We start from the raw sequence: 21,908 nt of genomic DNA, 5'->3' as shown, positions 1-21,908 counted from the left end.
GCCATGGTGACGGTTTTCACGTTGACGCCGGCGGGCGCCGCGCAGGCGCTCAAGGACCACGGACTGGACGCGCTGGGGCTGACCGCGCTGCGGCTGGGGCCTCGCTGGGGCGGGGCCAACCCCGCGTTTGACGGCGCGGCGCTCACGCTCGCCTTTGCCGGCGCGCCCAAAGCGCCGTGGCGCGGCATTCTTGAATACCTGGACAGCCTGGCCGCGTTCCGCGCGGCGGACGGCGCGCCCCTGAGCGGGGCCGGCGCGGCGCTGCGCCTGCATCCGCAGGCGGCGGCGCGGCTGGAGACGCTGGCCGCCGGCCGTTACGCCGCGCCCGGGCAGCCCCAGGTGCGCGCCGTGCCGCATACCCTGATTGTCCGCGGCCTGACGGACAACGTCTCGCCGCACAGCTACGATCCGGGCGATGACCTGCCGGCCGGGGCCGCGGGCGCGGCGCTGAGTTTTCACGATGCGCGCGGACTCATCGTCGACCCCGTCGCGGTGGCCGCCATGCTGGACGATCTGCAAACGGCGTTTCCCGCGCTGGATATCAGCGCCGGCGCGGTATCGCCCGCGGCGGCGGGCGGGGTGCGCAGCATTGCCGGCCTGGCCGGCGGCGTGCTCGCCCAGGTGGCCACGTTGCACGGGCGCGCGTTTTCAGCGGTGGGCGGCGGCCCCGGCGTGGAAAGGCAGGCGTCCGGCGGCGGCTCGTCCACGGCGCTGGGCGCGGCAGGGCTGGTGGCCATGAGCGCCGGCCAGCAACTGGCGGGCACGGGAGCCGGCGCGGCGGCCAGGCTGCGCCTGGGCTGGGCCGGCGGCGGCACCATGTCGGCCGGACCGCTCACCGTGCCCAATCTGCCGGCGGGCGTGACGCTGGCGCGCCAGTTCGTCCGCGCCTTCGCCGTGGACCTGGATTGGCATTTGCGCGGCAACCGCACCGCCTCCGCGGTCAACGGCATCCCCGCGGACGACCAGAAAATACCGGCGGACCTGCAGCCCCAGGTCAGGGACGGCGTAACCGTGGATTACCTGGCGGACGGCCCGGACATGTTGGCCGCGGCGTCTCAGACGGCGGGACGCATGATGGGGGCCGGCGCCGGCGCGCTGATGTTCGCCGTGTCGCCCACCTTTGAATCCGGCGTGGGCACCGCCGCCGCGCCGGGCGCGGGCGCGCACTGGCCGGCTTTTCCCGGCCCCAACACCAATGCCGGCTTTGGCGCGGGCATGGCGCCGCCAGCCGGCGTCACCGCCGCCTGGTCCGGAACCAACGACGTGGTGGTGGCCATCCCGGCCGATTTCGCGCCCAGCGGCGCCACCGTGCGCGTTTTCGCGCAGCGCTTCCAGCTGATCCAGGCCATAGGCGAGGAGCTCTCCTTCCTGCGCGCGGACGGCGGCGCGGCGATCGCCGCGGCGGGCAGCCCGGTGCAGGTGCTGGTGCGCAACCCGTTTGGCCTGAAGCCCGGGGACCCGCTGCCCAGCCCCGGCACCCTGGTCTATGACCTGGTGATCGCGCCGCGCACCGGGCGGCGGCGCATGTGGGCGGCGCAGCGCGCCGTCATCGCCGCCGGGCCGGCGGCCGCGCCGGCCGACCCCTTCGCCGCCGGAGACCCGCTGGCGGCCTGGCCGGACAACATCAAATCCATCTGCCCGGTGCCGCTCTTCGGCCTGCCGCGCACCGTGACGCCGCCGGGCGGCTCCCCGGCCACCGCGGCGGACCTGGCGCGCGCGCTGATGTCCGAAACCCAGCCGCGCCAAGGGCCGCGCATGCCCACCATGGCGCGCTTCGACGCGATCGTCGTCACCGGCGTCCCCAGCGCCAACGTATCGGCGGGGCTGGACTGGGACGCGGTGCTCAGCGGCGGCCGCTGGGCGCGCGAAAGCCGATCGGCGGACCACGCCAACGCCAACCCCGGCAACCCCGCCGGCCCGGACACCCATGCGCCGGGCGTGCGCGTCACCGGCGCGCTGGCTTACGACCTGGCCCAGCACGCGCTGCGCCGCGTCCAGCCCATCTTTCCCTTGCCCGGAGACAGCACGCCGGGCTGGATCGCCATGTCCGGCGGCAACAACTTCAACCCGCCCGCCGCCGCGCCGGCGGCCACGCCCGGCAGCTCCTCGGGCGTGGCGCTGGAAACGGTGTGCGCGGTATGCGAAACGCCGGAGCTGTCCTTGCTGCCCGACGACAACCCGCTGGGCTCGTCCTCGCCTATCACCTTCCAGAACCTGCTCAACCAGCTGGCCGCCGCCTTGGGGCTGGGCAGCGCGCCGTCCATCACCATCTCCAACGAAGACCGGCTGATCAACGCGGTGCGGCGCGAATTCTTCGTCTCCAAGCACGGCAACCGCGATTCGCTCTGGGCGCTGACCCGCGCCATCGGCGAGGCCGATGAACTGATCTACATCGAGACCGCCGGTTTCGCCCGCACCGCGCGGCCCAGCGGCCCGCCCGCCGCCTATGAGATAGACCTTGCGCAAAAGATAGCGGACCGGATGGCGGCCAACCCCAATCTGAAAGTGATTGTCTGCCTGCCGCGCGAGACGGACTTCGCGCCCGCGTACGCGCCCTTTGTGCGCAGGGCGATCGCCCAGCGCAAGGACGCCGTGGACATCCTGCAAAGCGCCGGCGCGGCGCGCGTGGCGGTGTTCCACCCGCGCGGCTTCCCCGGCCGCTGGGCGCAGCTGCGCACCACCACCGTCATTGTCGACGACGTCTGGTGCCTGAGCGGCGCCACCCATTTTCGGCGCCGCGGCATGACCTTCGACGGCAGCATGGCGGTGGCCTCGTTCGATCGGGACATCGCCGGCGGTTACAGCCGCAAGGTGAGCGCCTTCCGCCGGCAACTGATGGCGGCCAAGCTGCAGGTGAGCCCAACGGACGCGGCGGGGCTGCCGGCCTCGGAATGGCTGCGCCTGCAATCGCCCGCCGCGGCCTTTGATCTGATCTCGGATCTGCTGATGCAAGGCGGCCTCAGCCGGCTGGCCCCGCTGTGGCTGGGCCCGACGGATGCGTCGGTCATCCCGCAGAGCGAGGATGTCGCCGATCCCAACGGCGCCACCGGCGCGTCCGGGCTGCTGACCCTGGCGGGGCTGTTGAGCGAGAGCGGCACCTGAGGCCCGCCGGCCGCCGGCAGGGAGGCCAGGCGGGCTAGACCAGGCGGTTGATGCGGCTTAAGCCCTGGCTCAGGCGCTGTTGCAGCGGCTCCAGCAGCGCCGCGGCTTCCTCGCTGCTCCACAGCAAGGGCTCGTCGCGGCGCTGCAGCAGGGTCAGGATGGCCTGCAGGCCGAGATGGGCGGCTCGGATGTCGATCAGGCCCTGCGTCAGACGGGCGTCCATCTCTTCGCATTGCCGGGCCAGTTGCCGGCCAAGCTGCGGCAAGGCGCTCTGGTCCTGTGTATTGCTCAGGTTCTGGTTCAAGCGCCTTAATTGCTCCATGGCGGGCAAGGTCGTTGTCATGGCATTCCTTAGGTTTGACCCCTCTGAAAAACTCAAGAAGATTGGCGATATCAGAAGTTGAGGGTGGTTTTTAGGCCCACGACCCAGGCATTGGGCGTCTGAACCAGCCCTCCCGGCCGCACCCAGTATTGGAGTCCGGGTTGCAACTCCAGCCAGGGCCAGACCTGGTAGCGGTAGATCAATTCGGCGTTGACCGAGGATTCCGGCAGCGGCGCGTAAAGCGGGTCCTGATAGTCGCTGACGCCGGCTCGCTGATTCAGCAGGTTCTGGCTGCGGCGCCAGTTGGGGCTGGCCTGAAATTTGGATACGCCCAAGGCCAGCCAGTCATTTGGCCGGGCATCAAATGGTCCGCGATAGCGTAAGGACAAGGAGCTGGCATAGGACCGGGCGTTGCTGCGTTGATCGGCCACGCCCAAGCTCCAGGAGAGGCTGAGCCCGCGGTTGGCTGTTTCAAGGCGGCGAGTCAGCTGTTGATTGAAGCCGGTGTACAGATACCAAGTATTGCGGTAGTGCCGATACCCCGCGGGGTCGTCCGTTCCCGCGCCTCCGGATGCTCCGGCGTAGAAGTCGCGTTGCTTGGCATTGGTATAGAGCAATCCCAGCATGTAAATGCCTGGCAGGCCAAAATGGCGGGTTTTCCATTCCGCTTCCAGCGGCAGCAGGATGCCGCGGCTGCCGTCGGTGGATACGCTCCAGGCGTGGCTGCGTGATGGCGCTTGCGGGTTCTGTTCCAGCAGGCCGGTTTTCAGGGTGACTTCCGGAGTGAGCCGGTACTGTAAGCTTGTGCCCCAGTAGTGCACGTTCCAGTTGTACCAAGTGCGCGAGCCGGCGGATTTTCCTCCGCACAGATTCAAGGTCTGGAAATCGCAGGGAATGATCTGGTCGAAGTCCTGCACCTTGTTCATCAGTCCTATCCGCCACTGCAATCTGCCGTCGAGAAAGCTGCGACGGAAGGTCAGCCAGCCCAGCCGGGTAATGGACTGGCCGCCCCAGCTTTCCTGCGCCAGATCGTTGAAACCGACGCGTGGGTCTTGCAGCCGCGTGCTGGTCAGATTGTTGTCATGATTGCGGTTGACGATATTGCCCTCGATCGCGGCATCGGGCATGCCGGTCAGCGCCTCCAGGCTTTGGCTGAAGGTCAGCGAAAACTGGTCGATGTATTCGGCTTTCTTGTCCTTGTTGTAACCGCCTTTGGCGTTGTAGGCGGTTTGGCTGACGTGGGCCAGGCGATAACGAAAACCATATTGTTCCAGCCGGTTGCGAATACCGGTATCGGTGCTGAGCAAGTCGCCGGCCTGCGGTTCGAAGCCCAGAACCGTGCCGTTCCAGGCCGGGTTTTGGCTTTCGGCTTGAATGACATCGGGGCTTAGCAATACCCCTAAGCTCAGCGCCAAAGCCAAGGGACCGCGACGCGGGGCGGTAGAGAACAAGGTAGGCATGTTTGTCTCCTGATCTTTCCGGCGGCTGCCTAGGCGCGGGCAAAGCCCGCTCCTGGCCTATGGCAGCGCCTGCTATGGCTTGGCCCGCTGTTGGCGGGCCGCGAATGTTCCCGTTTCTGCGATTAGCCGGCCGGCTTAAGCGTTTGTCCCCGGCTGCGTATCACGTCTCGATACCAGTAAAAGCTGTCCTTGCGCCTACGCTCCAGGCTGCCTTGGCCTTGGTCGTCCAGATCGACGTGGATGAAGCCGTAGCGTTTGGACATCTCCGCCTTGGAGGCGCTGACCAGATCAATAGGCCCCCAACTGGTGTAGCCAAGGAGTTCCACGCCGTCGTCCAGGGCCTCGGCCGCTTGCAGCAGGTGATCGTTGAGGTATTGGATGCGGTAGGGGTCGTGGATGCGGCCGTCCGGCGTCACCTCGTCGCGCGCGCCCAGGCCGTTCTCCACGATGAACAGCGGCTTCTGGTAGCGGTCGTAAAGCAGATTGAGCAAGTAGCGCAGGCCCTGCGGGTCGATCTGCCAGCCCCATTCCGAACTGGGCAGGTGAGGGTTGGGCACCATGCCCAGCACGCCGTTTGCCTGTTGGCCCACTGTGGGATCGGCTGAGGCGCAGCCGGACATGTAGTAGCTGAAGGAGATGAAATCCACGGTGGCGCGCAGGTCGTCAAGGTCGGCAGCGCGGATATCCAACGCGATGCCTGCCTCGCGGAAGAAGCGCTGCATATAGGCCGGATAAGCGCCTCTTGCCTGCACATCGCCAAAGAACAGCCACTTTCGGTTTTGCCGCAAAGCTTCCTGCACGTCTTCCGGCCGGCACGTGAGCGGGTAACGAACGCCTCCCAACAACATATTGCCGATCCGGGCGCCCGGTATCAGTTCATGGCAGGCTTTGACGGTGCGGGCGCTAGCCACCAGTTGGTGGTGAATGGCTTGGTAAATCGCTTGCTTGCCGCTGTCCGGCGGCAGGCCAACACCGGTAAACGGCGCGTGCAGCGCCATATTGATCTCATTGAAGGTCAGCCAGTATTTGACCTTGTCGCGATAGCGGGCGAATACGGTGCGGGCGTAATGCTCAAAAAAGGCGATGGTCTGGCGGCTGGCCCAGCCGCCGTGTCGCTGGGTCAGCGCATAGGGCATTTCGAAGTGCGACAGCGTGACCAAGGGTTGAATCCCGTGCTTGGCCATTTCGTCGAACAGGCGATCATAAAACGCCAGCCCGGCCTCGTTGGGCGCGTCCTCGTCGCCTTGGGGAAAGATGCGGCTCCAGGCGATGGACACGCGCAGGCAGCTAAAACCCATCTCGGCGAACAGAGCGATGTCCTCCGGATAGCGGTGATAAAAGTCTATGGCCTGGTCCTTGAGGCCGCTGTCGCCGGCCACGCGCTGGGCGATGGGGCCAAACACCCCTTGCGGCAGCACATCCGAGGTGGACAGGCCTTTGCCGTCGGCCAGGTAAGCGCCTTCAGCCTGATTGGCGGCCAAAGCGCCGCCCCATAGAAAATCAGCGGGAAACAATGTCATCTCTCATCTCCTGATGCGGTGGTTAACGGCTGACGGCCAGCAGAGGCGCCAACTCCGCCACCTCGGCCATGGTGAGAGGCTGCACTTGCGGGCAGCCGGGGTTGCTGATCAGCACCAAGCTGGTCATGTCGAAGCCGGCCTCGGCAATGGCGGCGCGGTCAAACTCCAACAGCAGATCGCCCGCCGTGATGGCGTCGCCAGTCCGGACATGGGCGTTGAAGTGGCGGCCATCGAGCTTGACGGTGTTGATGCCGATATGGATCAGCATTTCGGTGCCGTCGTCGGCGACGAGCGCCAGGGCGTGGCAAGAGTGGAATAGGGATTTGACCCGGCCGCCAAACGGCGCCACCACCCGACCGCTGTGCGGCAAGATAGCCACGCCCTTGCCCAGCACGCCGCTGGCGAAGGCGGGGTCCGGTACCGTGTTGAGCGCCTGGGGCTGGCCATGAATCGGGGAAAGGACTTGATAAGACGATGCGGCATCGACCGCGGTTGGAGGCTCTGTCGTCGCGGCGGCCGCCGCCTCGGCCTTGGGCTGGCCGAAGAAGAAAGTGAGCAGCGCGGCGAGACTCGCCGCCAGCAGGCTGCCGGCAATCGCTCCCCAAACCGTATAGTCGATGCCGCTGTCGGGAATGAGTTGAGCAAAGGAAAAAATGCTGGCCAGACCCATCGAGTATTTTTTTGCCTGCACATAGCCGACAAACAGGCCGCCTAGCGAGCCTCCCACGCAGCCGAAGATGAAAGGGCGTTTGGCCGGCAAATTGATGGCATAGATGGCCGGTTCGGTAATGCCGAACAGGCCGGACGTGACCGCCGAGCCGGCCAGGGCGCGTTTTTTGGCGTCGCGGCTGCGCAGCATCACCCCAAAGGCTGCGCCAGCCTGCCCTAAAACAGCGGGGATCAACATGGGCGTCAAGGTGTCGTAGCCCAGCGCGCTCAGATTGTTGTAGAACAGCGGGATGAAGCCCCAGTGCAGGCCGAAGATCACCAAGACCTGCCAGCCCGCGCCCAAGGCGGCGCCCGCAAGCATGGGCATGAAGCCGTACAAGACCTGAATGCCGCCCGCCAGTGTTTGGCTGGCCCAAGTGGCCAGCGGTCCTATCAGAATGAAGGTGAGCGGCACAACCAGGATCAGGCAGGCCAGGGGCGTCAGGATGTTGCGCACCGAGTCATGCAGGCGTGGACGGAGCCTACGCTCGACTTGGCAACTGACCCAGGCCGCAAACAGGATGGGCATCACCGAGGAGCTGTAATTCATCAAGGTCACGGGCAGGCCGAGAAAATCCAAAGCCGCCGTCCCCGGGTCTTTGGCGGCCTCAAAAGCACGGAGCGCTTGTGGATGCACCAAGGCGCCGCCAATCGCCATGGTGAACAGAGGATTACCGCCAAATTTTTTGCCGGCGGTATAGCCCAGCGCCATCGGCAGGAAATAAAACAAGGCGTCGCTGGCGGTGAACAAGAGTAAATAAGTGCCGCTGCTCTTGCTCAGCCAAGCGCAAGCCACGAACAGAGCCAGCAGCCCTTTTAAAACACCGGAGGCGGTAAGAATGCCCAGGACGGGCATGAAGATGGCCGATACCAGGCTGATAAAACGATTGAACAGCCCATCCTTTTCTTCCTTATCGGCGTCCTCCTGGGCACCCATCAGCGGCTGTATCTCGGCATAGACCTCCGCCACCCGGTTGCCGATCACCACCTGGAATTGCCCGCCGCTCTCCAGCGCAATGAGAACGTCGGGCAGGCTGTTCAAGCTTTCGGCATGGGCCAGCCCTGGGTTGCGCAATTTGAAGCGCAGACGGGTGGCGCAGTGCACCAGGCTCAGAATATTGTCCTTGCCGCCCACTCCCGCGACGATCAGCTTGGCGAGTATGTCCATTGTTCTCCTCCCTATGGCGAGCGAACGCTCAAAAAAAAACCTGACCGCGCCCGCCCGCAATGGGGGCGGCGTGGTCAGGTTTTGCCTGTTCTAGACAGTAACAACCCTATTGATGTCTCTGCGGCTCAAAGCCGCCGGCGAGTAAAGATCAGGCTTACAGGCGGCTGATGTGAATGGCGAGGAACATCATCTCGTCCAACTCAAGTTCCTTCTGGTACTGCTCCCAAATAAAGCCTCTAACGCTTTCCGCGCTGCGCCACGCCTGCGGGTAGCTTGCCTTCACCGCCGCATGCAAGGAGGCGTCTCCAACAGGCAATGTCTGCTGCGACAACACGCGTTGCGCAAAAAACTTCAGGTGGGCAATGAAGCGGTGGTAGTTCAGCATTTGCTCGTCAAGCTCACGCCCTTGCTGGTAGGTGACAATCCGGAGTATCTGCTGCATCAATTGGGAAATGGCTTGCATCCCGAGAGCCTCGGTTGATATTTGGGCATTGGTCAAATGCCAGGCGATGAACCCCGCTTCATCTTCCGGCAGGCTCAGACCCAGGCGCTGCTCAATCAGCATCAGCGCTTGCTGGCCAAGGGCGAACTCTCTTGGGTAGAGCCTGCGCATTTCCCATTGCAGCGCGTTGTGGAGGGCAATGCCCTGGCGCTGGCGTTCAATCGCGAAATGGCAGTGATCCAGCAGCGCCAGATACACCTCCTCGGGCAGTTTGCCCAATTGCTTTTTCGCCAGGCTGAGGATATCGGCGCACACCGCCATCACCTCCGCGGGGATGCCGCTCAAGACTTCGCTCAAGCGGGATGTCAGCTCATGGTTTTGCAAGGCGAAGAGTTTTTCGATCCGGGCCGGGTCCAGCGCGTCTCCCGGGCGCTTTTGGAACCCCAGGCCGCAGCCCATGGCCACCAACTCATGCTGGTGTTCGTCCAACACGAGGGCCGCGTTGTTGTTCAAGATTTTGCTGATTTTCATAGCGCACACCCTGAAAACAAAAAAACCTGACGGCTTGGCCTCAGCCAAGTCATCAGGTTTTGCCTGCTTGCGCAGTAACAATCCTTGAGCACATACATCCGGTTTGACGACGCGGGAACCCTGTCACGGCTTTGGTCCCAGCTGTCATCAACGCATAAGACCATAGGATGGTAGGAATGACAACTTAATTTGTTAAAAATATGACAATTCAACGCCGACTGATGCGGGCGTCTGACAGAGCGGGCAGCCGGGGGCGGTTTAGCGGCAGTGGCGAAAGAGAGGGAAGGCGTCATTGCGGTCTCCAAGTCAGTGTTGGAAACCTGTCGTTCCGCGGGCAGGGAACGGCGTCGGGGCAAAGACTGTGCAACTGGCTGGCGCAATTGTCCAGCACCGCGGTGGCGGCGCAGGCCAGATGCTGCAAACGGGGTTGATGTGACTGTGCGGCGTGGGATTGGAAGGCGTCAAGCGCGTGACGCAGGGTGGCGAGGCAGTTCAAGGCCAGGGCGCAGGCGGCCAGGGTTTGGCTCTGTGGATCAGGCGGTGGTTTGGCGAAAGCGGAGTGCGGATGGGAAGGGGTCATTGCGGTCTCCTAGTCAGCTTTAGAGCCTGCCCGGAGAGGCATGGACAGGCACGTGACAAGGTGGCAAGACCGGTATGTATGATCAAGGACCGGCAGCCCACAAGGAGCTCCCTGCCACGGCCTACCCGAATGGGTACAGCGTGGCAGCAGACGTAGTTGTGCCAAAGCGGACACAAAAGAGTCTGCGATCATACATTTCTGGGCTTGCCAGCCCTACGCAGCGTATTGGGCGCAGCGCGAGGCACAGGGTACTGAGGCGGGGGTGGGGCGTCAAGCCAATGGCGGAGGAGAGGAGGGTTTCTTGATTGTCATCCTTCAAAGGATGCGTCGTGGTTCATCAAGTTGGAATTTTCAAGGGGGAGCGGACTGGAGTTTGTGGGGCCTCAAGACCAAACCCTTGGTTAATGCCTTGTTCTACCGTGGCGGAATTTACTATCTATATAGGATATTGATTGGGGTCAGCACGCCGGGGTGGACATTTTGCCAGACCGATTTGAAGCCAAGTTGCGAGTCGCCATTGCCGTTGCCATGTTGTTTGTAGCGGCGCTGTCGCTTTCCATCTGGAAGGTTGTCGACAACGCCAGTCAAGCCGCGCACTGGCTGGCGAACAGCGTTCTGGTCATGGACCAGTTGGCGCATATCCGCGGCGATACCACGCAAGTGGAAATGAGCACTCAGAACTATCGTCTGACAGGCGATGAATCCAATTTAAAGGAGCGCGACAGGGCAATTGACGCACGCGAGCGCTTGCTGGCGCAGCTTCGTGTGCGAGTCGGCGATAGCCCGGAACAGCTTAAGCGTTGGATGGCTCTGCGCAGAGTCGTCAATCAGCGATTGGCAATCTCCCGTGAGGTTGAGCGCTTGTATCGCCAGCAGGGCGGAACCGCAGCCAGCGCCTATGCGACGCAAGCGCCGCTACGCGCCTCCCGCACACAGGTATATCGCTTGCTGGACGAAATGGACCGGGAAGAGCACCACGTGTTGGAACGGAGGCAGATCGATTATGAGCGCTCACAGCAGTGGCAGCTATGGTGGAACGGCCTGAGCGGCATCACGCTTTACCTGCTGCTGGCCGGGACTTTTTTCATGGTGCGGCGGCAATGGCGGGCGCTCAAGGCCAGCCGGGAGGCATTGGCGTCCAGCGAGGAAAGCCTGGCCGCCACGCTGCATTCGATTGGGGACGCGGTTGTTTCCGTCAATGCGGCTGGCTTGATTACCCGTTGCAACCGGGTGGCCGAGTTGCTCACGGGTTGGCCTGCCGCCGAGGCCGTCGGCGTGCCCCTGTCACAGATATTGACCGTGCGGCGGGATAAAGACGACCGGGCTATCGATTTATTGGCGTGCGGCACAAGAATGGTGACTCAGGCCTTGCACATGCCGGAGTCCTGGCATGGGGAACTGGTGGCGCGCGACGGCCGGCAGTGCCCGATCAGCTACACCGTGGCCCCGATTATCGCCAGCGGCGGTCAACTGAACGGCGTGGTGGTCGTATTCCATGACTCCACCGCGGAACGGGATGCCCGGCTGACCATACTGGCGCAGAATGCCCTGCTTACCGAGAGAGTGCAGGACCGGTCCTTGCGCTTGGTGGAAAGCGAGGCGCATCTGGACGCCATCCTCAGCGCAGTGCCGGTGCTGATTGCCTATGTCAATGCCGATCGCCTCTATGTGTATGTCAACGAACAGTACCGGCAGCGCTTTGCGCCAGAGCGCGTGAACATCACCGGCTGCGCCGTGAAGGAAATTCTGGGGGAAGAGCGTTACGACATAGCCTGTCCGCGCATTGACAAGGCGCTGGCAGGCGAGCCGCTGGACTATGACTGGCAGCCTTTTCCAGGGGTTTGGCAAAACATACGCTATGTGCCCAAACGCAATGAGCAGGAGGAGGTGATCGGTTATTACGTGCTGGGCATCGACGTCACCGAGCGCAAGGCGGCAGAGGAGCATATCCAGCTGCTCAACAACGAACTGTCTCAGCAAGTGCGCGAGCTGGAGCATGTTTCCCGCGCCTTGCGTACCCTCAGCGCTGGCAACCGCGCCATGTTGCGCGCCAAGGACGAGCAGGAGTTGCTGGACAGCAGCTGCCGGGCCATTGTTGAGGCCGGCGGTTACGACACGGCGGTGATCTGGTATGGCGACGGAGAGGCGCAAGAGCTACAGCCGATGGCTCAATGCGGCTTTGCCGGCGGGCTGGACGAACTGAAAGGCATTGTCCTGGGCAGAGCCGATGCCGCCGGCGGCATCAGCATCACGCCGACTGCCGTGCGTACCGGCAAGGTGCAACTGGCGCGCGACATGCAGAACGACAGCCGGTATGGGGCGCTGCGGGCCTTGATGTATGGGGCGGCATCCGGCCTGGCCTGCCCGTTGCGGGTGGACGGCCGCGTGATCGGCGCCCTGACCATTTACGACAAGCAGGCGGATACCTTTGACGACGACGAGATTGATTTGCTGATTGAGGCCAGCGCCGATCTCGCGTTCGGCATCGGCTCCTTGCGTGCGCAGCGGGAACGAGAGCAGGCCCGCGCAGCCATGCAGCAAATGCTGCGCCATGATCAACTGACCGGCCTGCCCAATATGTTGCAGTTTGAAGAGGCATTGACGCTGGCCGTTGTGCACGCCAGCCAGGAGGGCCGCATGCTGGCCGTGCTGCAGTTCAATATCGAGCGGCTGGGGGAAATCAACGAGGTGCTCGGCTTTGCGCAGGGCGACCAGGTATTGCGTGAGTTTGGCGCTCGCCTGAGGGCTTGCCTGCCCGCCGCCGCGTTGGCCGCGCGCGTGCGAGGCGACGAATTTGCGGTCTTGCTCCCCGGCGCCGACGCGCAAGAGGCCTTGGTGCTGGTCACGGCGGTCACCTGGACGATGACCACCGCTTTTGAAGTGGCGGGGCTGACCCTGGACGTTGCTGCAAGAGTGGGAATCGCGCTGTTCCCTCAACATGGGGGGAACGTACACGATTTGTTGCGTCATATGGGCAAGGCCGCACAGCAGGCCAAGCAGCGAGGGGTGGCTTATTGCCTGTACGAACCGGGCAAGGGCGAGACGCAGGCGGAGCGGCTGACGCTGGCCAGAGAACTCCGCCATGCCATAGCGCAGGGCGAGCTGCGGCTATACCTGCAGCCCAAGGTCAGCCTGGCCGATGGCCGGATCTGCGGCGCCGAGGCCTTGGTGCGCTGGCAGCATCCGCAGCACGGCTTGTTGGGGCCCAGCGCCTTCATTGATATCGCTGAGCGGTCCGGGCTTATCCACCCGCTGACCGAGTGGGTCATTACGGCAACGCTGGAGCTTCTGCAAGCCTGGCAGAGGCAGCGGCTGATGCTGCCCATCGCGGTCAATTTATCGGTGCGCAATCTGCAAGACGACGCCTTGCCGGACAAGCTGCGGCTTTGGCAGGAACAGCGTTCGATTCGCACCGGCTTGCTGGAGCTGGAAATCACGGAAAGCTCCGTGATGCTGGACCCGGAGCTGGCGCTGGCCTTGTTGCATGAACTGCGATGCGCTGGTGTCGCACTGTATGTGGATGATTTTGGCACCGGCTACTCGTCGTTGAGCTATCTGCAAAAACTGCCGGTGGATTACATCAAGATTGATCAGTCTTTTGTGATGAATATGTCGCAGGACAAAGACTCCGCCATGATCGTGAAATCCACCATCGAACTTGTCCACCATCTGGGACGGCTGGTGGTGGCGGAGGGAGTGGAGTCCGCCGCTGACTGGCAGAGCCTGCGTGAGCTGGGCTGCGACTATGCTCAGGGGTATTTTATTGCCGCGCCGATGCCGGCTGAGCAGTTCGCCGCCTGGACCACCACATTCCGGGCGCCATAACGTGGGAAAGCCTCCTGTGCCGCAAGCCGCTTTGCTTGGACGGCTAGCTGCGGCAAGGGGTTTTGCTCCTGTTGCGCGAGCAAGCGCTGGCTGAGGCCCCGCAATGCTTTGATGACCGGCGGCCCGGCATATCCCATGGACGAGGCATACGCAGCGGAGTGCGGAGGGAAAGGCGTTATTGCGGCCTCCTGGTCAACTTTGGCGCCGGCCGGGAGAGGCTTGACCCGGCGCGCGACAAGGTTGCAAGACCGCAATCTACTACGGCAGCCGTCAGGCTTGGCCTTCTTGCGGGTACGACGAGGGCGCAGCCAGACGAACCTATACAGCGGCGGAGCCGCTAGGTTCGGTTGCCTCCGTATGGACAAATCGGAGCAGGGGACTTCGTTTAGTTGATATCTTAAGAATAATTGCCGAGAATGCCCGTGGCGTGCCGGAAGCTACTTTCTTGAATGGAAAGGAAAACTATGGCTGCGCGCGCAATCGTCCGGGAGGGCGATACCACTTCACATGGCGGCACCGTGCTGGAGTCATTCCCCAACTTCAATATCTATGGCAAGAACGCATCCGGCATCGGCCACCGTGGCTACTGTCCGCAGTGCAAGACAGAGTTCGTCATCGTGGCCGGGGCGCAAAACGTCATCTTCATGGGCAAGAATGTGGCGGTGGAAGGGATGCTCACTTCCTGCGGCGCAGTCCTGATTGCCTCCCAGTCTCAAGCCACGGTAGATACCGACCCTGGCGCAGCCAAGAGGGTGCCGGGGCCGCTGAGCGCGATGATTGCGGCGGGAGCGCCCATGCTGGCGCAAGGCCCGAACTGGATCGAGTTCGCTTTGCCCGCCCAGGAGAACTACCAAGGCTTGGCCTGCACGATCAACTTCAACGACGGCAGTTCCAAAGACATGACGTTTGACCAGGCCAGCTGCTTGCGGATTGACTCCATGGCCGAGGTGGCGGGTGTCCATGTGGAAATTCCGGATGACGAAGATAATGGCGAATGCCTCTTTAACCAATTCATTAATCTGATTGAGGGCTGAGACATGACTGATTCCGTGACCTATGGCAGAAGCCGCAGTGCTGGCACTTCCACCACCAGCGGGGCCAGCGTCCCCGAATATAAGATCGAGTACCGAGGTTACTATCAGGTTAATCTGCGGCATGAACTGGAGTCGCCTCTCAAGAAAAGCATTGAAGCTCTTGAAGCTGCTGCGGCGCGCTTTGCGACGGATGCTATTAATGATGGGAATGTACGGATTTCTTATCAGAATAATATTCACCGCATGGGACAGGCAGTGCTTGATGAAGTGAGTGCCGGTAACATAACGGCAAAAGATGGTATGAGCTTTTCCATCCAAATGCGTAACAAAATCATGCTGGAGCACCGAGCGGTGACTTCAAGGCAAGGAGTTGCCTTAGCGGAAAAGCATAAGCCCAAGGGGGTGAGTGAGAGGGAGTTGCTAGATAAATACGCCAAGGATATGTATGGTAAGGATTTTGAAAAATTGACTCGCTCGAAAAAAACAAGTATTTATTATAAGATTATTAACTCTTCGGCTCGAACAAATGATGGGTTTGATGGAGTCGCAAAGAAATTAAAAGTTATGGGGAAGGTGGGCTGGGTAGTGACCGCAACACTAGCGACTTATTCAATAGCAGAGGCAGAGAACAAGAAGAAAGAAGCTGTAAGGCAGGGTGCTATCATTAGTGGGGGTGTGCTAGGGGGAGCGGCTGCTGGACTGGCGGTTTCTACTATTTGCGGTCCAGGTGCTCCATTTTGTGCGATTGCGGTAGTTTTGGCGGGTAGTATTGCTGGTGGAGCATTGTCTGAAACGGTGGTTGATAGTCTAGATGAGGAATTGGAGGAGTTTGCAAATTGGCAGCTGCAATAAACGGTTTCAGCATAGCTAAACGTGATGTCTACCTTTCTGAATCAAGAGATGTTGAGTATACACTTTTGTATGAAGGAGCGGACACTGGTATCAAATCTATCTACTATCACGATATTGTCGTTCAATATCAATTAATGGACGGATGTTTTTTTGTCGTGCTGAAGAATGAACATTTTGAGATTGTGAACTATGCTTTTTATCTGTTGGGTAAAGGTCTTTCGACTTTGGATTGTGTGAAGCAATTTCAGTCTTATGGGTGTGATGGATTTATGACTGATAAGCATTTTTCAGAAGGAATATTTTCTTTCAAAAGAACAGGTAATTCCAAAAAGTATGTTTTGAAAATAGACCGCAAAGGTGGGTTTTTTTATTCAATGAGTGACTTTAGGGGTAGATCATTTTTTGATTTCCTTCGTTTGAAAAAATACTTGATGCTGATGGAAGTGCCGTGATTTTGTCTTGAGTGCAACTGTGTGGGAGTTGCTGCTGCTAGACTATTTGCTGAAATGTGTAGTGGATAGCTTTAGATGAGGAACTAGAGTGGCATGCAAAGTGCAATATACAATAACTAACTTCAGCTTGCTTAAAGATGAGAAAACATCAAATGATGGGAATGCTTATTACTTTCTACTGTTTGATGGCGATAGGGCAGGAGTAAGAACATATTGTGAAACTGTCTTTATCCAGCATCGTTTAGGCGAAGGTGGGCGATTTTTTGTTATTTTGGAAAATGAGTGTTTTGATGCTGTAAATTATATTGTTTATTTGTTTGACGCCAATATTCATGTCTTGGATTGCTTGTGTCTGGATTGGTCTGAATTGGATAGGGGGTTTATACAGAGCTATCAGCTGAATGATGGTGTGTTTTGCTTTGAGAGATCTCTGAACAATAAAAAATATGCGCTGAAGATTAGCGATGGTGGTGAGTTTCGTTATTCAGGAGGGGATTTCAAATATAGGGCCCTGCTTGACTTCATCAGGCCACGAAAATTCTTAACCCTGACAGGGTAGGCATAGTTTCTTTTAATCAGGGCTCAGTTGGTCGTCTGGGAGGAGGTGCTTTCAAATTGGCAGTAACAATAAATCATTTCAGTATAGAAGAACGTAATGCCCATCTCTCCAAGTCTGGAGAGGTGGAGTATGTGCTTTTGTGTGAAGGAGAAGATGTCGGTATCAGGTCTATTTACTATAATGCTGTTTTTGCCCAATATCAGTTGGAGGAGGGGCGCTATTTTGTTGTGTTGGAAAATGACTCCTGGGAGGATACTAATTATCAGTTTTATCTCTTGGGTTATGATTTCTCGATTTTAGACTGTGTGCGACAATTTGCTTCTGATGATTGTGAAGAGAGATTTATCGTTTACCATAGGCTTGACGGAGATGAGTTCACTTTCAAAAGAGCCGGTAATGCGAAAAAACATGTCTTGAAAATTGACCGTGTAGGAAGGTTTTTTTATTCGGCAAGAGACCTGAAGAGTAGATCGTTTTTTGATTTTCTTCGCCTGAAAAAATATTTTTCACTAACTGAAGTGTAATGCGGCTATTTAAGGTTTCGATTGTTGTGGTAGGGTGAGGCGTAAAGGAGGGCAAGGTGGTGTCTGAGATAATAAACTTCAGCTTGCTAAAAGATGAGAAGCCATCAAATGATGGAAATATATATTATTTCCTGTTGTTTGATGGCGCTAAAACTGAGGTGAGGACTTATTGTGAAACTGTCTTTGCACAGTATCGCTTAGCAGAAAATAATAGGTATCTAGTTGTACTGGAGAATAGCTATTGGGAAGGTGATGATTATACCTTTTACCTGCTGGATGCCGATTTTAAAGTTCTGGATTGTATGTATATAATTTGGTTTGAGGGTAATCCCGGTCATATAGATAACTATCAGCTGAGGAACGATGGGTTTTGTTTTGAAAAATACAAGAACGTTAAGAAGTACTTGATAAAGATTGGCGAGCGCGGAGGGCTTTGCTATTCGTGGATGGACTTTAAATATAGACCCTTGAAGAACTTCATCAAGCCACGAAAATTCTTAACCCTGTCAGTGCAGGCATAACTTCATTGATTGCTGTGGAAGAGCCTGCACCAATCAGTTCCGTGCCCCGTTTTCTATCACACCGATGCGCGCAGTCCCCCGCATAGGCGTACTCATCGCTCCAGCTGCATCCTTCCCGTTTCTAGTCTTCGCAAGTGCCAGCCATAGGCAAGGAGTGGCTTACGGGCTGTTGTTGTTTGGCGAAAGCGAGGTACGGATGGAAGACGGCGGCTGTACCACAATCGCCCGGGAGGGCGATATCACCTCCACTGTGCTTGGGTTTCGGTTCTACCGTCCCCATGACCGCATTCTCTCCAAAGATGGTTTTTCAGAAAATTTCGCCTAACTTAGACGTTCTCTATTCATAATAAAATAATCAATAGAATTTGCCTTGACATTGTCATGTCTAGTGCTAGGATTTTTGTATGGCGGAATTTACTTCATTTTATGGCTGAAGATTTGCAGAATATTTCAGTCATGCAAATACAAATTTTGCTAGAAAACCAGTCTTTCATTGACGTGTTTTTATTTGTACAGCAAGTCCCGTAAAGCTGACACGGCTTTTATCGTCTTTTCGCTGCACCGCCCTTTATCAAAATGAATGATCATGCGAGGTGTGTATGCCTGAAAACAATGTGGTTCAAACGCCGGCTCCGCCCTATCCAGAATATTCGGATAAAGTACTGGATCAGCCGGCTGATTATGGTGTGCTGAAGCAGCTGGAAGGCACATGGGTTAACTACAATCCGGACAAGACAAATCTGGGCTGGGGTTTGCATACCACCTGTATGCCGTCTCCAGGGACAAATTCTGAAACCATTTTCGGCATATTCCACTTCCTCTGTGAAAACTATACCGAAGAACTCACGTTTTCCCTGGTGGATGGCGGGGTGCGGAATCGGGGCGGCACCAATGAGCAGTTTGCGGGCGCGGTGAAATACAATCAAAGCATACAGCGCGTCAGTGACGGCGTGGGCATTCACGAAGAAGATGGCATGTATTTGTGGATGAACCCGATGTACAACCATGCGGCTACTGAGGAATCCGTCATTTCTGATAACGGTTTCCCTGGGATTGCCATTGGCGCCGGCGCCAACGGGCCAAATTATGTGCCGCCTTATTCCATTGCGCGTAGCGGGACCATACCCCATGGCAGTGCGATGATGATCACCGGCGGATTTCAGGCGGACATTCCCGGCAAACCGGAATATCCCACCGGCACCGACTGTTGGACTCAGCCCTTTAGCAACTCGTGGCCAACGACTCCTCCGCCGCAAGACAATAATACGGTGCCGGCTGCCGTTGCTGCCAACCCCGTGCCCCTGGCTGGGTCTCCGCTCGCCATTTCACCCAGCATGGGCGCAGCCGCACTGCTGTCGGTTCAGGAGGGTGCGCCGGCCGCGCCGCTTAATCTGGATGAACCCGCGCCGGCTTGGGCGTTTGACAAGTCATTGCCGGCCACCCAGCCGGACAGCAATCTGACTTATTTCCAACGGATTGTCGCTGATCCAAACTACCCGTATTCCGTGCGACCTGATTTGCGGTTGCGTGATGTGATCAAAGACCAGCGCATCAAAAAATACACGCTGATTCAGCTCAGCAGCAAGCACAATGGCGGGCCGCAAGGCGGGATTTTAAATACGCCCTTTGTGAGCACCTTTGCCAATGTTACGGAAATGAATCTGAATTTATGGATACAGACGGTGATAGACAGCGACGGCTGTGAGGTGTTGCAGCTTCAATATGAGCAAGTGCTGTTTTTTGAGTTCATGTTCGGCTCCAACGGGCAAGTGACGCGCTGGCCGCATATCCAAGTCAATACTTTGAGAAAGAAGCCGACGGGTAGGTCGCATGTAAACTACTAGGACTCTTTTGATGAAAACACCGCTTCGCAATAGTGAAGCGGTGTTTCTTATTACGCTGCGCGATTAGCCGACTAAGAGTGGCTAACAAAACTCAGTTTTACGGCTGAGGCAAGGCGGGCCGAGGCAGACAGTACCTTGAGTACGGCAAGTCGGCGCAACGCAGCATCAGGGCTTTTGTGAGCCGCTCTAACTGCCTATGCGCTCCGCCAAACGCAACTGGCAGGCGGTGGCTAGCTTCACCAGTTCCGCCTTGCTGACCGGTATCTTGCCGGGCGGGGCGATCAGCTCCGCCATGCCGCTGAGCGTGGAGACGCTGCTATCCAGGCCGATCAGCCTGCCTTGCGGCCAGCGCTGCTTGTTGCTGGGCGCGTAATCCAGTGTCAGCACCCAGCGTGAATGCAGCCATGGGCCGGGTTCGCGCAGAACGGTGTCCAACACCGCGCGGCTGACCTGTTGCGCCGCCTCCGCGGCGAGGGCGAGCGCCAGGTGCAGGGCTTCCGCGGTGCCAGCCGCGCCGGCTTGATGCAGCAAGGCCGGGCGGGTTTCCTCCAGCCACCAGCGCCGCAGCCGCCGCGCACCGGGCTTCTTGATACGGCGGAGCACCTCGTCCAGCTCGCTTTCGGACAGGCACAACACCGGTTCCGCCTCATCCGTCAGGCAGAAGGCTTGTCCCAGCGGCTCGCCCAAGGCCTGCTGAAAATCCTTCACCTCCAGCTTCATGGACGCAGCCACCTCCGCTGCTACAAACCAGAACCCCTCCGGCCGTCGCAGCACCCGCATGGCCAAATCCTTGGCGAAATCCAGCCGTAGCGGGGTATTCACTTCCAGATTGATAGCGGCATTCATGGCCGAGCCTCCCCAATGAAACGTGGGAGCCGCGCTGCCAGAAACGCATGGCGATACGCGGCACGCAGTCGCAAGCAGGCATGTGATAGGCGGTGGGGAGAGTAAATAAGGGGAGGGGAGATAGAGACGACAAATATAAGACGAGCATCCATGGTTATGGACTCCTGACGGTTTTGTCTAAAGCGCCCCCTGTTGAGAGGGGCGGCCGGGCACTTCAACACCGCCGTCAGACGGCCCGCAGATTTCCCCCGTTGCCGGGGTATTGTATGGCTGCACGCTACCCGGCCATAAGCTTTGGACGTGCCAGGATAGCGGCACGACAGGAAACCTATGGACGCAAAAAAGCCACGACTTACGGGCGCGGGCTAACCGCTGACGGAGAGGTGTGTTGAGCACCAGTGTGCAATCTAACAGTGTGGCAGCTTGGGGTCAATCCACTCAGGTAGAATGGAGAGTAACTTGGCTTTGGAGATGGTTATGTCAGTTTTATTTGCCGAATGTTTGCAAGCTTTGGGTGGTGATGCGAAGGTTGTAAATGCCAGCGATGCTGAAGTTGTTTTTTCTGATATTGAAAAGAAATTTATATTTTCAGTGTCTGGTGGTCTTCAAGTCGGCGATGAGTACCTGTCGATGAGAGGAGAGGCCAGGAAGCTGTTGGGTGAATTCAATAAGGAAAGTGGGGGGCTTTATATTTTTTGGGATGATGCTGCTGTTCCCATTTTGGAAATTCCAGCTTCGTGTATTTCAAAAATCATAAGCGGTATTGATGATGTTCTTGCTGTTGGATTCAAAAATTACATCTATCAATCCGAGACAGTGGCAATTATGGAAGCATCGTCATTTGGAACTGGACTTTTGGTTAGCCATGACTCTGTAGGAGAGGTGTGAGAGTGTTGTTAGTGCATGAGCGGGAGAGGTTAAAATCGCAGCTTAATGAATTTCACGAAAATGCCCATGGAATGGGTGTTGCTGCTGTTTGGTGTCAGATTGAATCAGCCCTAAGTATGGAAAAGAAAAGAGAAATATTTCTTTATATCTTACGCTTATTTTTTGATTCAAACCTAGTTAAATGGGGCTGTCGATCTGAGATTGTTCAAGATTTTAATCTTGTTCTTAAGATGATGGAGAGCTGCTGGCCTGATGATGATGAGTTCGATGATGATCAATTTTTGACTGTACTGCCATACGACAGTGATGGAGTGTCAAAGACACATGCTTGGATAGAAGGTGATTTAGTCTGGGTTGATGATTGTGGGAAGTATTTATGGTCTACGGATGCTGAATGATAAGCTTAGGAGGACGATCGAACCAATTTGCCAGCAATCCCCTTCAGCGCAAGCCGGTCTTTAAGCCAGACTCGGGGCTTTAAGTTGCCGGTTGTTCGACGCGGGGCGACGGTAGCGCCCCGCTAGTTCCGGCGGCTCCCCGAGTCTGGTTTGAAAGACGGGGTTTCGCAGCGCTCTAGGGGCGGCCTGGGGTTGCAAGGGGATTGGCCGCGCAATCCCCTTGCCCGTCCGCTGGGCGGAACCGGCATGCCAAATATTATCCGCGAAGCGGATTCCAAAATATAACGGCTATTTCAATAGATTGCCGCAATTTCACAGTAAATGTTAAGCTT

17 protein-coding genes are annotated in these 21,908 nt (G+C 58.4%); 11 read left to right on the top strand and 6 right to left on the bottom strand.

Features of this window, described 5'->3' with window-relative positions; translation table 11 throughout:
* The first annotated feature begins 3 nt into the window (after positions 1-3).
* Complete coding sequence (locus JC616_RS13115; protein WP_227103479.1) at positions 4-3,102, top strand: phospholipase D-like domain-containing protein; 3,099 nt, start codon at positions 4-6, stop codon at positions 3,100-3,102.
* A gap of 34 nt (positions 3,103-3,136) precedes the next feature.
* Here the strand turns inward: JC616_RS13115 and JC616_RS13110 are convergent, their stop codons facing one another.
* The 5 genes from JC616_RS13110 to licT form a co-directional block, all read right to left on the bottom strand.
* Entirely contained in the window at positions 3,137-3,445 is a 309-nt protein-coding gene (locus JC616_RS13110) for a DUF1484 family protein (protein WP_227103477.1), read from the bottom strand.
* Between the two features lie 50 nt (positions 3,446-3,495).
* Positions 3,496-4,884, bottom strand: a complete 1,389-nt coding sequence (locus tag JC616_RS13105; RefSeq protein ID WP_227103475.1) for a carbohydrate porin — start codon at positions 4,882-4,884, stop codon at positions 3,496-3,498.
* Between the two features lie 122 nt (positions 4,885-5,006).
* Positions 5,007-6,404 (bottom strand): glycoside hydrolase family 1 protein, encoded by a 1,398-nt coding sequence (locus JC616_RS13100; protein WP_227103473.1) that lies wholly within the window; start codon positions 6,402-6,404, stop codon positions 5,007-5,009.
* A gap of 22 nt (positions 6,405-6,426) precedes the next feature.
* Positions 6,427-8,280 (bottom strand): beta-glucoside-specific PTS transporter subunit IIABC, encoded by a 1,854-nt coding sequence (locus JC616_RS13095; RefSeq protein ID WP_227103471.1) that lies wholly within the window; start codon positions 8,278-8,280, stop codon positions 6,427-6,429.
* Between the two features lie 154 nt (positions 8,281-8,434).
* A complete protein-coding gene (gene licT / locus JC616_RS13090; protein ID WP_107801716.1) occupies positions 8,435-9,253 on the bottom strand; it encodes a BglG family transcription antiterminator LicT in 819 nt (272 codons plus the stop codon).
* 1,051 nt (positions 9,254-10,304) lie between these two features.
* Between licT and JC616_RS13085 the strand changes: the two genes are divergently transcribed.
* The 8 genes from JC616_RS13085 to JC616_RS13050 all read left to right on the top strand — a co-directional run bounded on the left by JC616_RS13085 (position 10,305) and on the right by JC616_RS13050 (position 19,444).
* Positions 10,305-13,658, top strand: a complete 3,354-nt coding sequence (locus JC616_RS13085; RefSeq protein WP_227103469.1) for an EAL domain-containing protein — start codon at positions 10,305-10,307, stop codon at positions 13,656-13,658.
* A 464-nt stretch (positions 13,659-14,122) separates the two neighbouring features.
* Positions 14,123-14,692 (top strand): PAAR domain-containing protein, encoded by a 570-nt coding sequence (locus JC616_RS13080; RefSeq protein ID WP_227103467.1) that lies wholly within the window; start codon positions 14,123-14,125, stop codon positions 14,690-14,692.
* 3 nt (positions 14,693-14,695) lie between these two features.
* Positions 14,696-15,544, top strand: a complete 849-nt coding sequence (locus JC616_RS13075) for a hypothetical protein (protein WP_227103465.1) — start codon at positions 14,696-14,698, stop codon at positions 15,542-15,544.
* Positions 15,529-15,996: a hypothetical protein gene (locus JC616_RS13070; RefSeq protein ID WP_227103463.1), complete on the top strand. Its 468-nt coding sequence runs from the start codon at positions 15,529-15,531 to the stop codon at positions 15,994-15,996. Before JC616_RS13075 ends, JC616_RS13070 begins: the two co-directional genes overlap by 16 nt.
* Before the next feature lie 88 nt (positions 15,997-16,084).
* A complete protein-coding gene (locus JC616_RS13065; protein WP_227103461.1) occupies positions 16,085-16,555 on the top strand; it encodes a hypothetical protein in 471 nt (156 codons plus the stop codon).
* A 56-nt stretch (positions 16,556-16,611) separates the two neighbouring features.
* On the top strand, positions 16,612-17,079 hold the full coding sequence (locus JC616_RS13060) for a hypothetical protein (RefSeq protein WP_227103459.1): 468 nt from the start codon (positions 16,612-16,614) through the stop codon (positions 17,077-17,079).
* Positions 17,080-17,138: 59 nt separating this feature from the next.
* Positions 17,139-17,600 (top strand): hypothetical protein, encoded by a 462-nt coding sequence (locus JC616_RS13055; protein WP_227103457.1) that lies wholly within the window; start codon positions 17,139-17,141, stop codon positions 17,598-17,600.
* A 599-nt stretch (positions 17,601-18,199) separates the two neighbouring features.
* The gene (locus tag JC616_RS13050; RefSeq protein ID WP_227103455.1) at positions 18,200-19,444 is read left to right on the top strand and encodes a peroxidase, FMP-type; all 1,245 of its coding nucleotides are present in this window, start codon (positions 18,200-18,202) and stop codon (positions 19,442-19,444) included.
* Positions 19,445-19,630: 186 nt separating this feature from the next.
* Here JC616_RS13050 and JC616_RS13045 read toward each other — a convergent pair whose 3' ends face one another.
* Positions 19,631-20,290: a BRO-N domain-containing protein gene (locus JC616_RS13045; RefSeq protein ID WP_227103454.1), complete on the bottom strand. Its 660-nt coding sequence runs from the start codon at positions 20,288-20,290 to the stop codon at positions 19,631-19,633.
* A 459-nt stretch (positions 20,291-20,749) separates the two neighbouring features.
* Between JC616_RS13045 and JC616_RS13040 the strand changes: the two genes are divergently transcribed.
* Entirely contained in the window at positions 20,750-21,178 is a 429-nt protein-coding gene (locus JC616_RS13040) for a CDI toxin immunity protein (protein WP_227103452.1), read from the top strand.
* A 2-nt stretch (positions 21,179-21,180) separates the two neighbouring features.
* Positions 21,181-21,576: a hypothetical protein gene (locus JC616_RS13035; RefSeq protein ID WP_227103450.1), complete on the top strand. Its 396-nt coding sequence runs from the start codon at positions 21,181-21,183 to the stop codon at positions 21,574-21,576.
* Positions 21,577-21,908: the final 332 nt, after the last annotated feature.

Origin of the sequence: Chromobacterium rhizoryzae (assembly GCF_020544465.1) — a bacterium.
Lineage (GTDB): Bacteria > Pseudomonadota > Gammaproteobacteria > Burkholderiales > Chromobacteriaceae > Chromobacterium.
The sequence above is the reverse complement of the archived record's forward strand: the minus strand, read 5'-3'. Positions and strand labels throughout refer to the sequence as shown.

Excerpts from the sequence above, each read along its gene's own strand:
- JC616_RS13050 (WP_227103455.1), top strand. The coding sequence starts at position 18,200 with ATGCCTGAAAACAATGTGGTTCAAACGCCGGCTCCGCCCTATCCAGAA.
- JC616_RS13080 (WP_227103467.1), top strand. The coding sequence starts at position 14,123 with ATGGCTGCGCGCGCAATCGTCCGGGAGGGCGATACCACTTCACATGGC.
- JC616_RS13045 (WP_227103454.1), bottom strand. The coding sequence starts at position 20,290 with ATGAATGCCGCTATCAATCTGGAAGTGAATACCCCGCTACGGCTGGAT.
- JC616_RS13075 (WP_227103465.1), top strand. The coding sequence starts at position 14,696 with ATGACTGATTCCGTGACCTATGGCAGAAGCCGCAGTGCTGGCACTTCC.
- licT (WP_107801716.1), bottom strand. The coding sequence starts at position 9,253 with ATGAAAATCAGCAAAATCTTGAACAACAACGCGGCCCTCGTGTTGGAC.
- JC616_RS13115 (WP_227103479.1), top strand. The coding sequence starts at position 4 with ATGGTGACGGTTTTCACGTTGACGCCGGCGGGCGCCGCGCAGGCGCTC.
- JC616_RS13110 (WP_227103477.1), bottom strand. The coding sequence starts at position 3,445 with ATGACAACGACCTTGCCCGCCATGGAGCAATTAAGGCGCTTGAACCAG.
- JC616_RS13105 (WP_227103475.1), bottom strand. The coding sequence starts at position 4,884 with ATGCCTACCTTGTTCTCTACCGCCCCGCGTCGCGGTCCCTTGGCTTTG.
- JC616_RS13095 (WP_227103471.1), bottom strand. The coding sequence starts at position 8,280 with ATGGACATACTCGCCAAGCTGATCGTCGCGGGAGTGGGCGGCAAGGAC.
- JC616_RS13100 (WP_227103473.1), bottom strand. The coding sequence starts at position 6,404 with ATGACATTGTTTCCCGCTGATTTTCTATGGGGCGGCGCTTTGGCCGCC.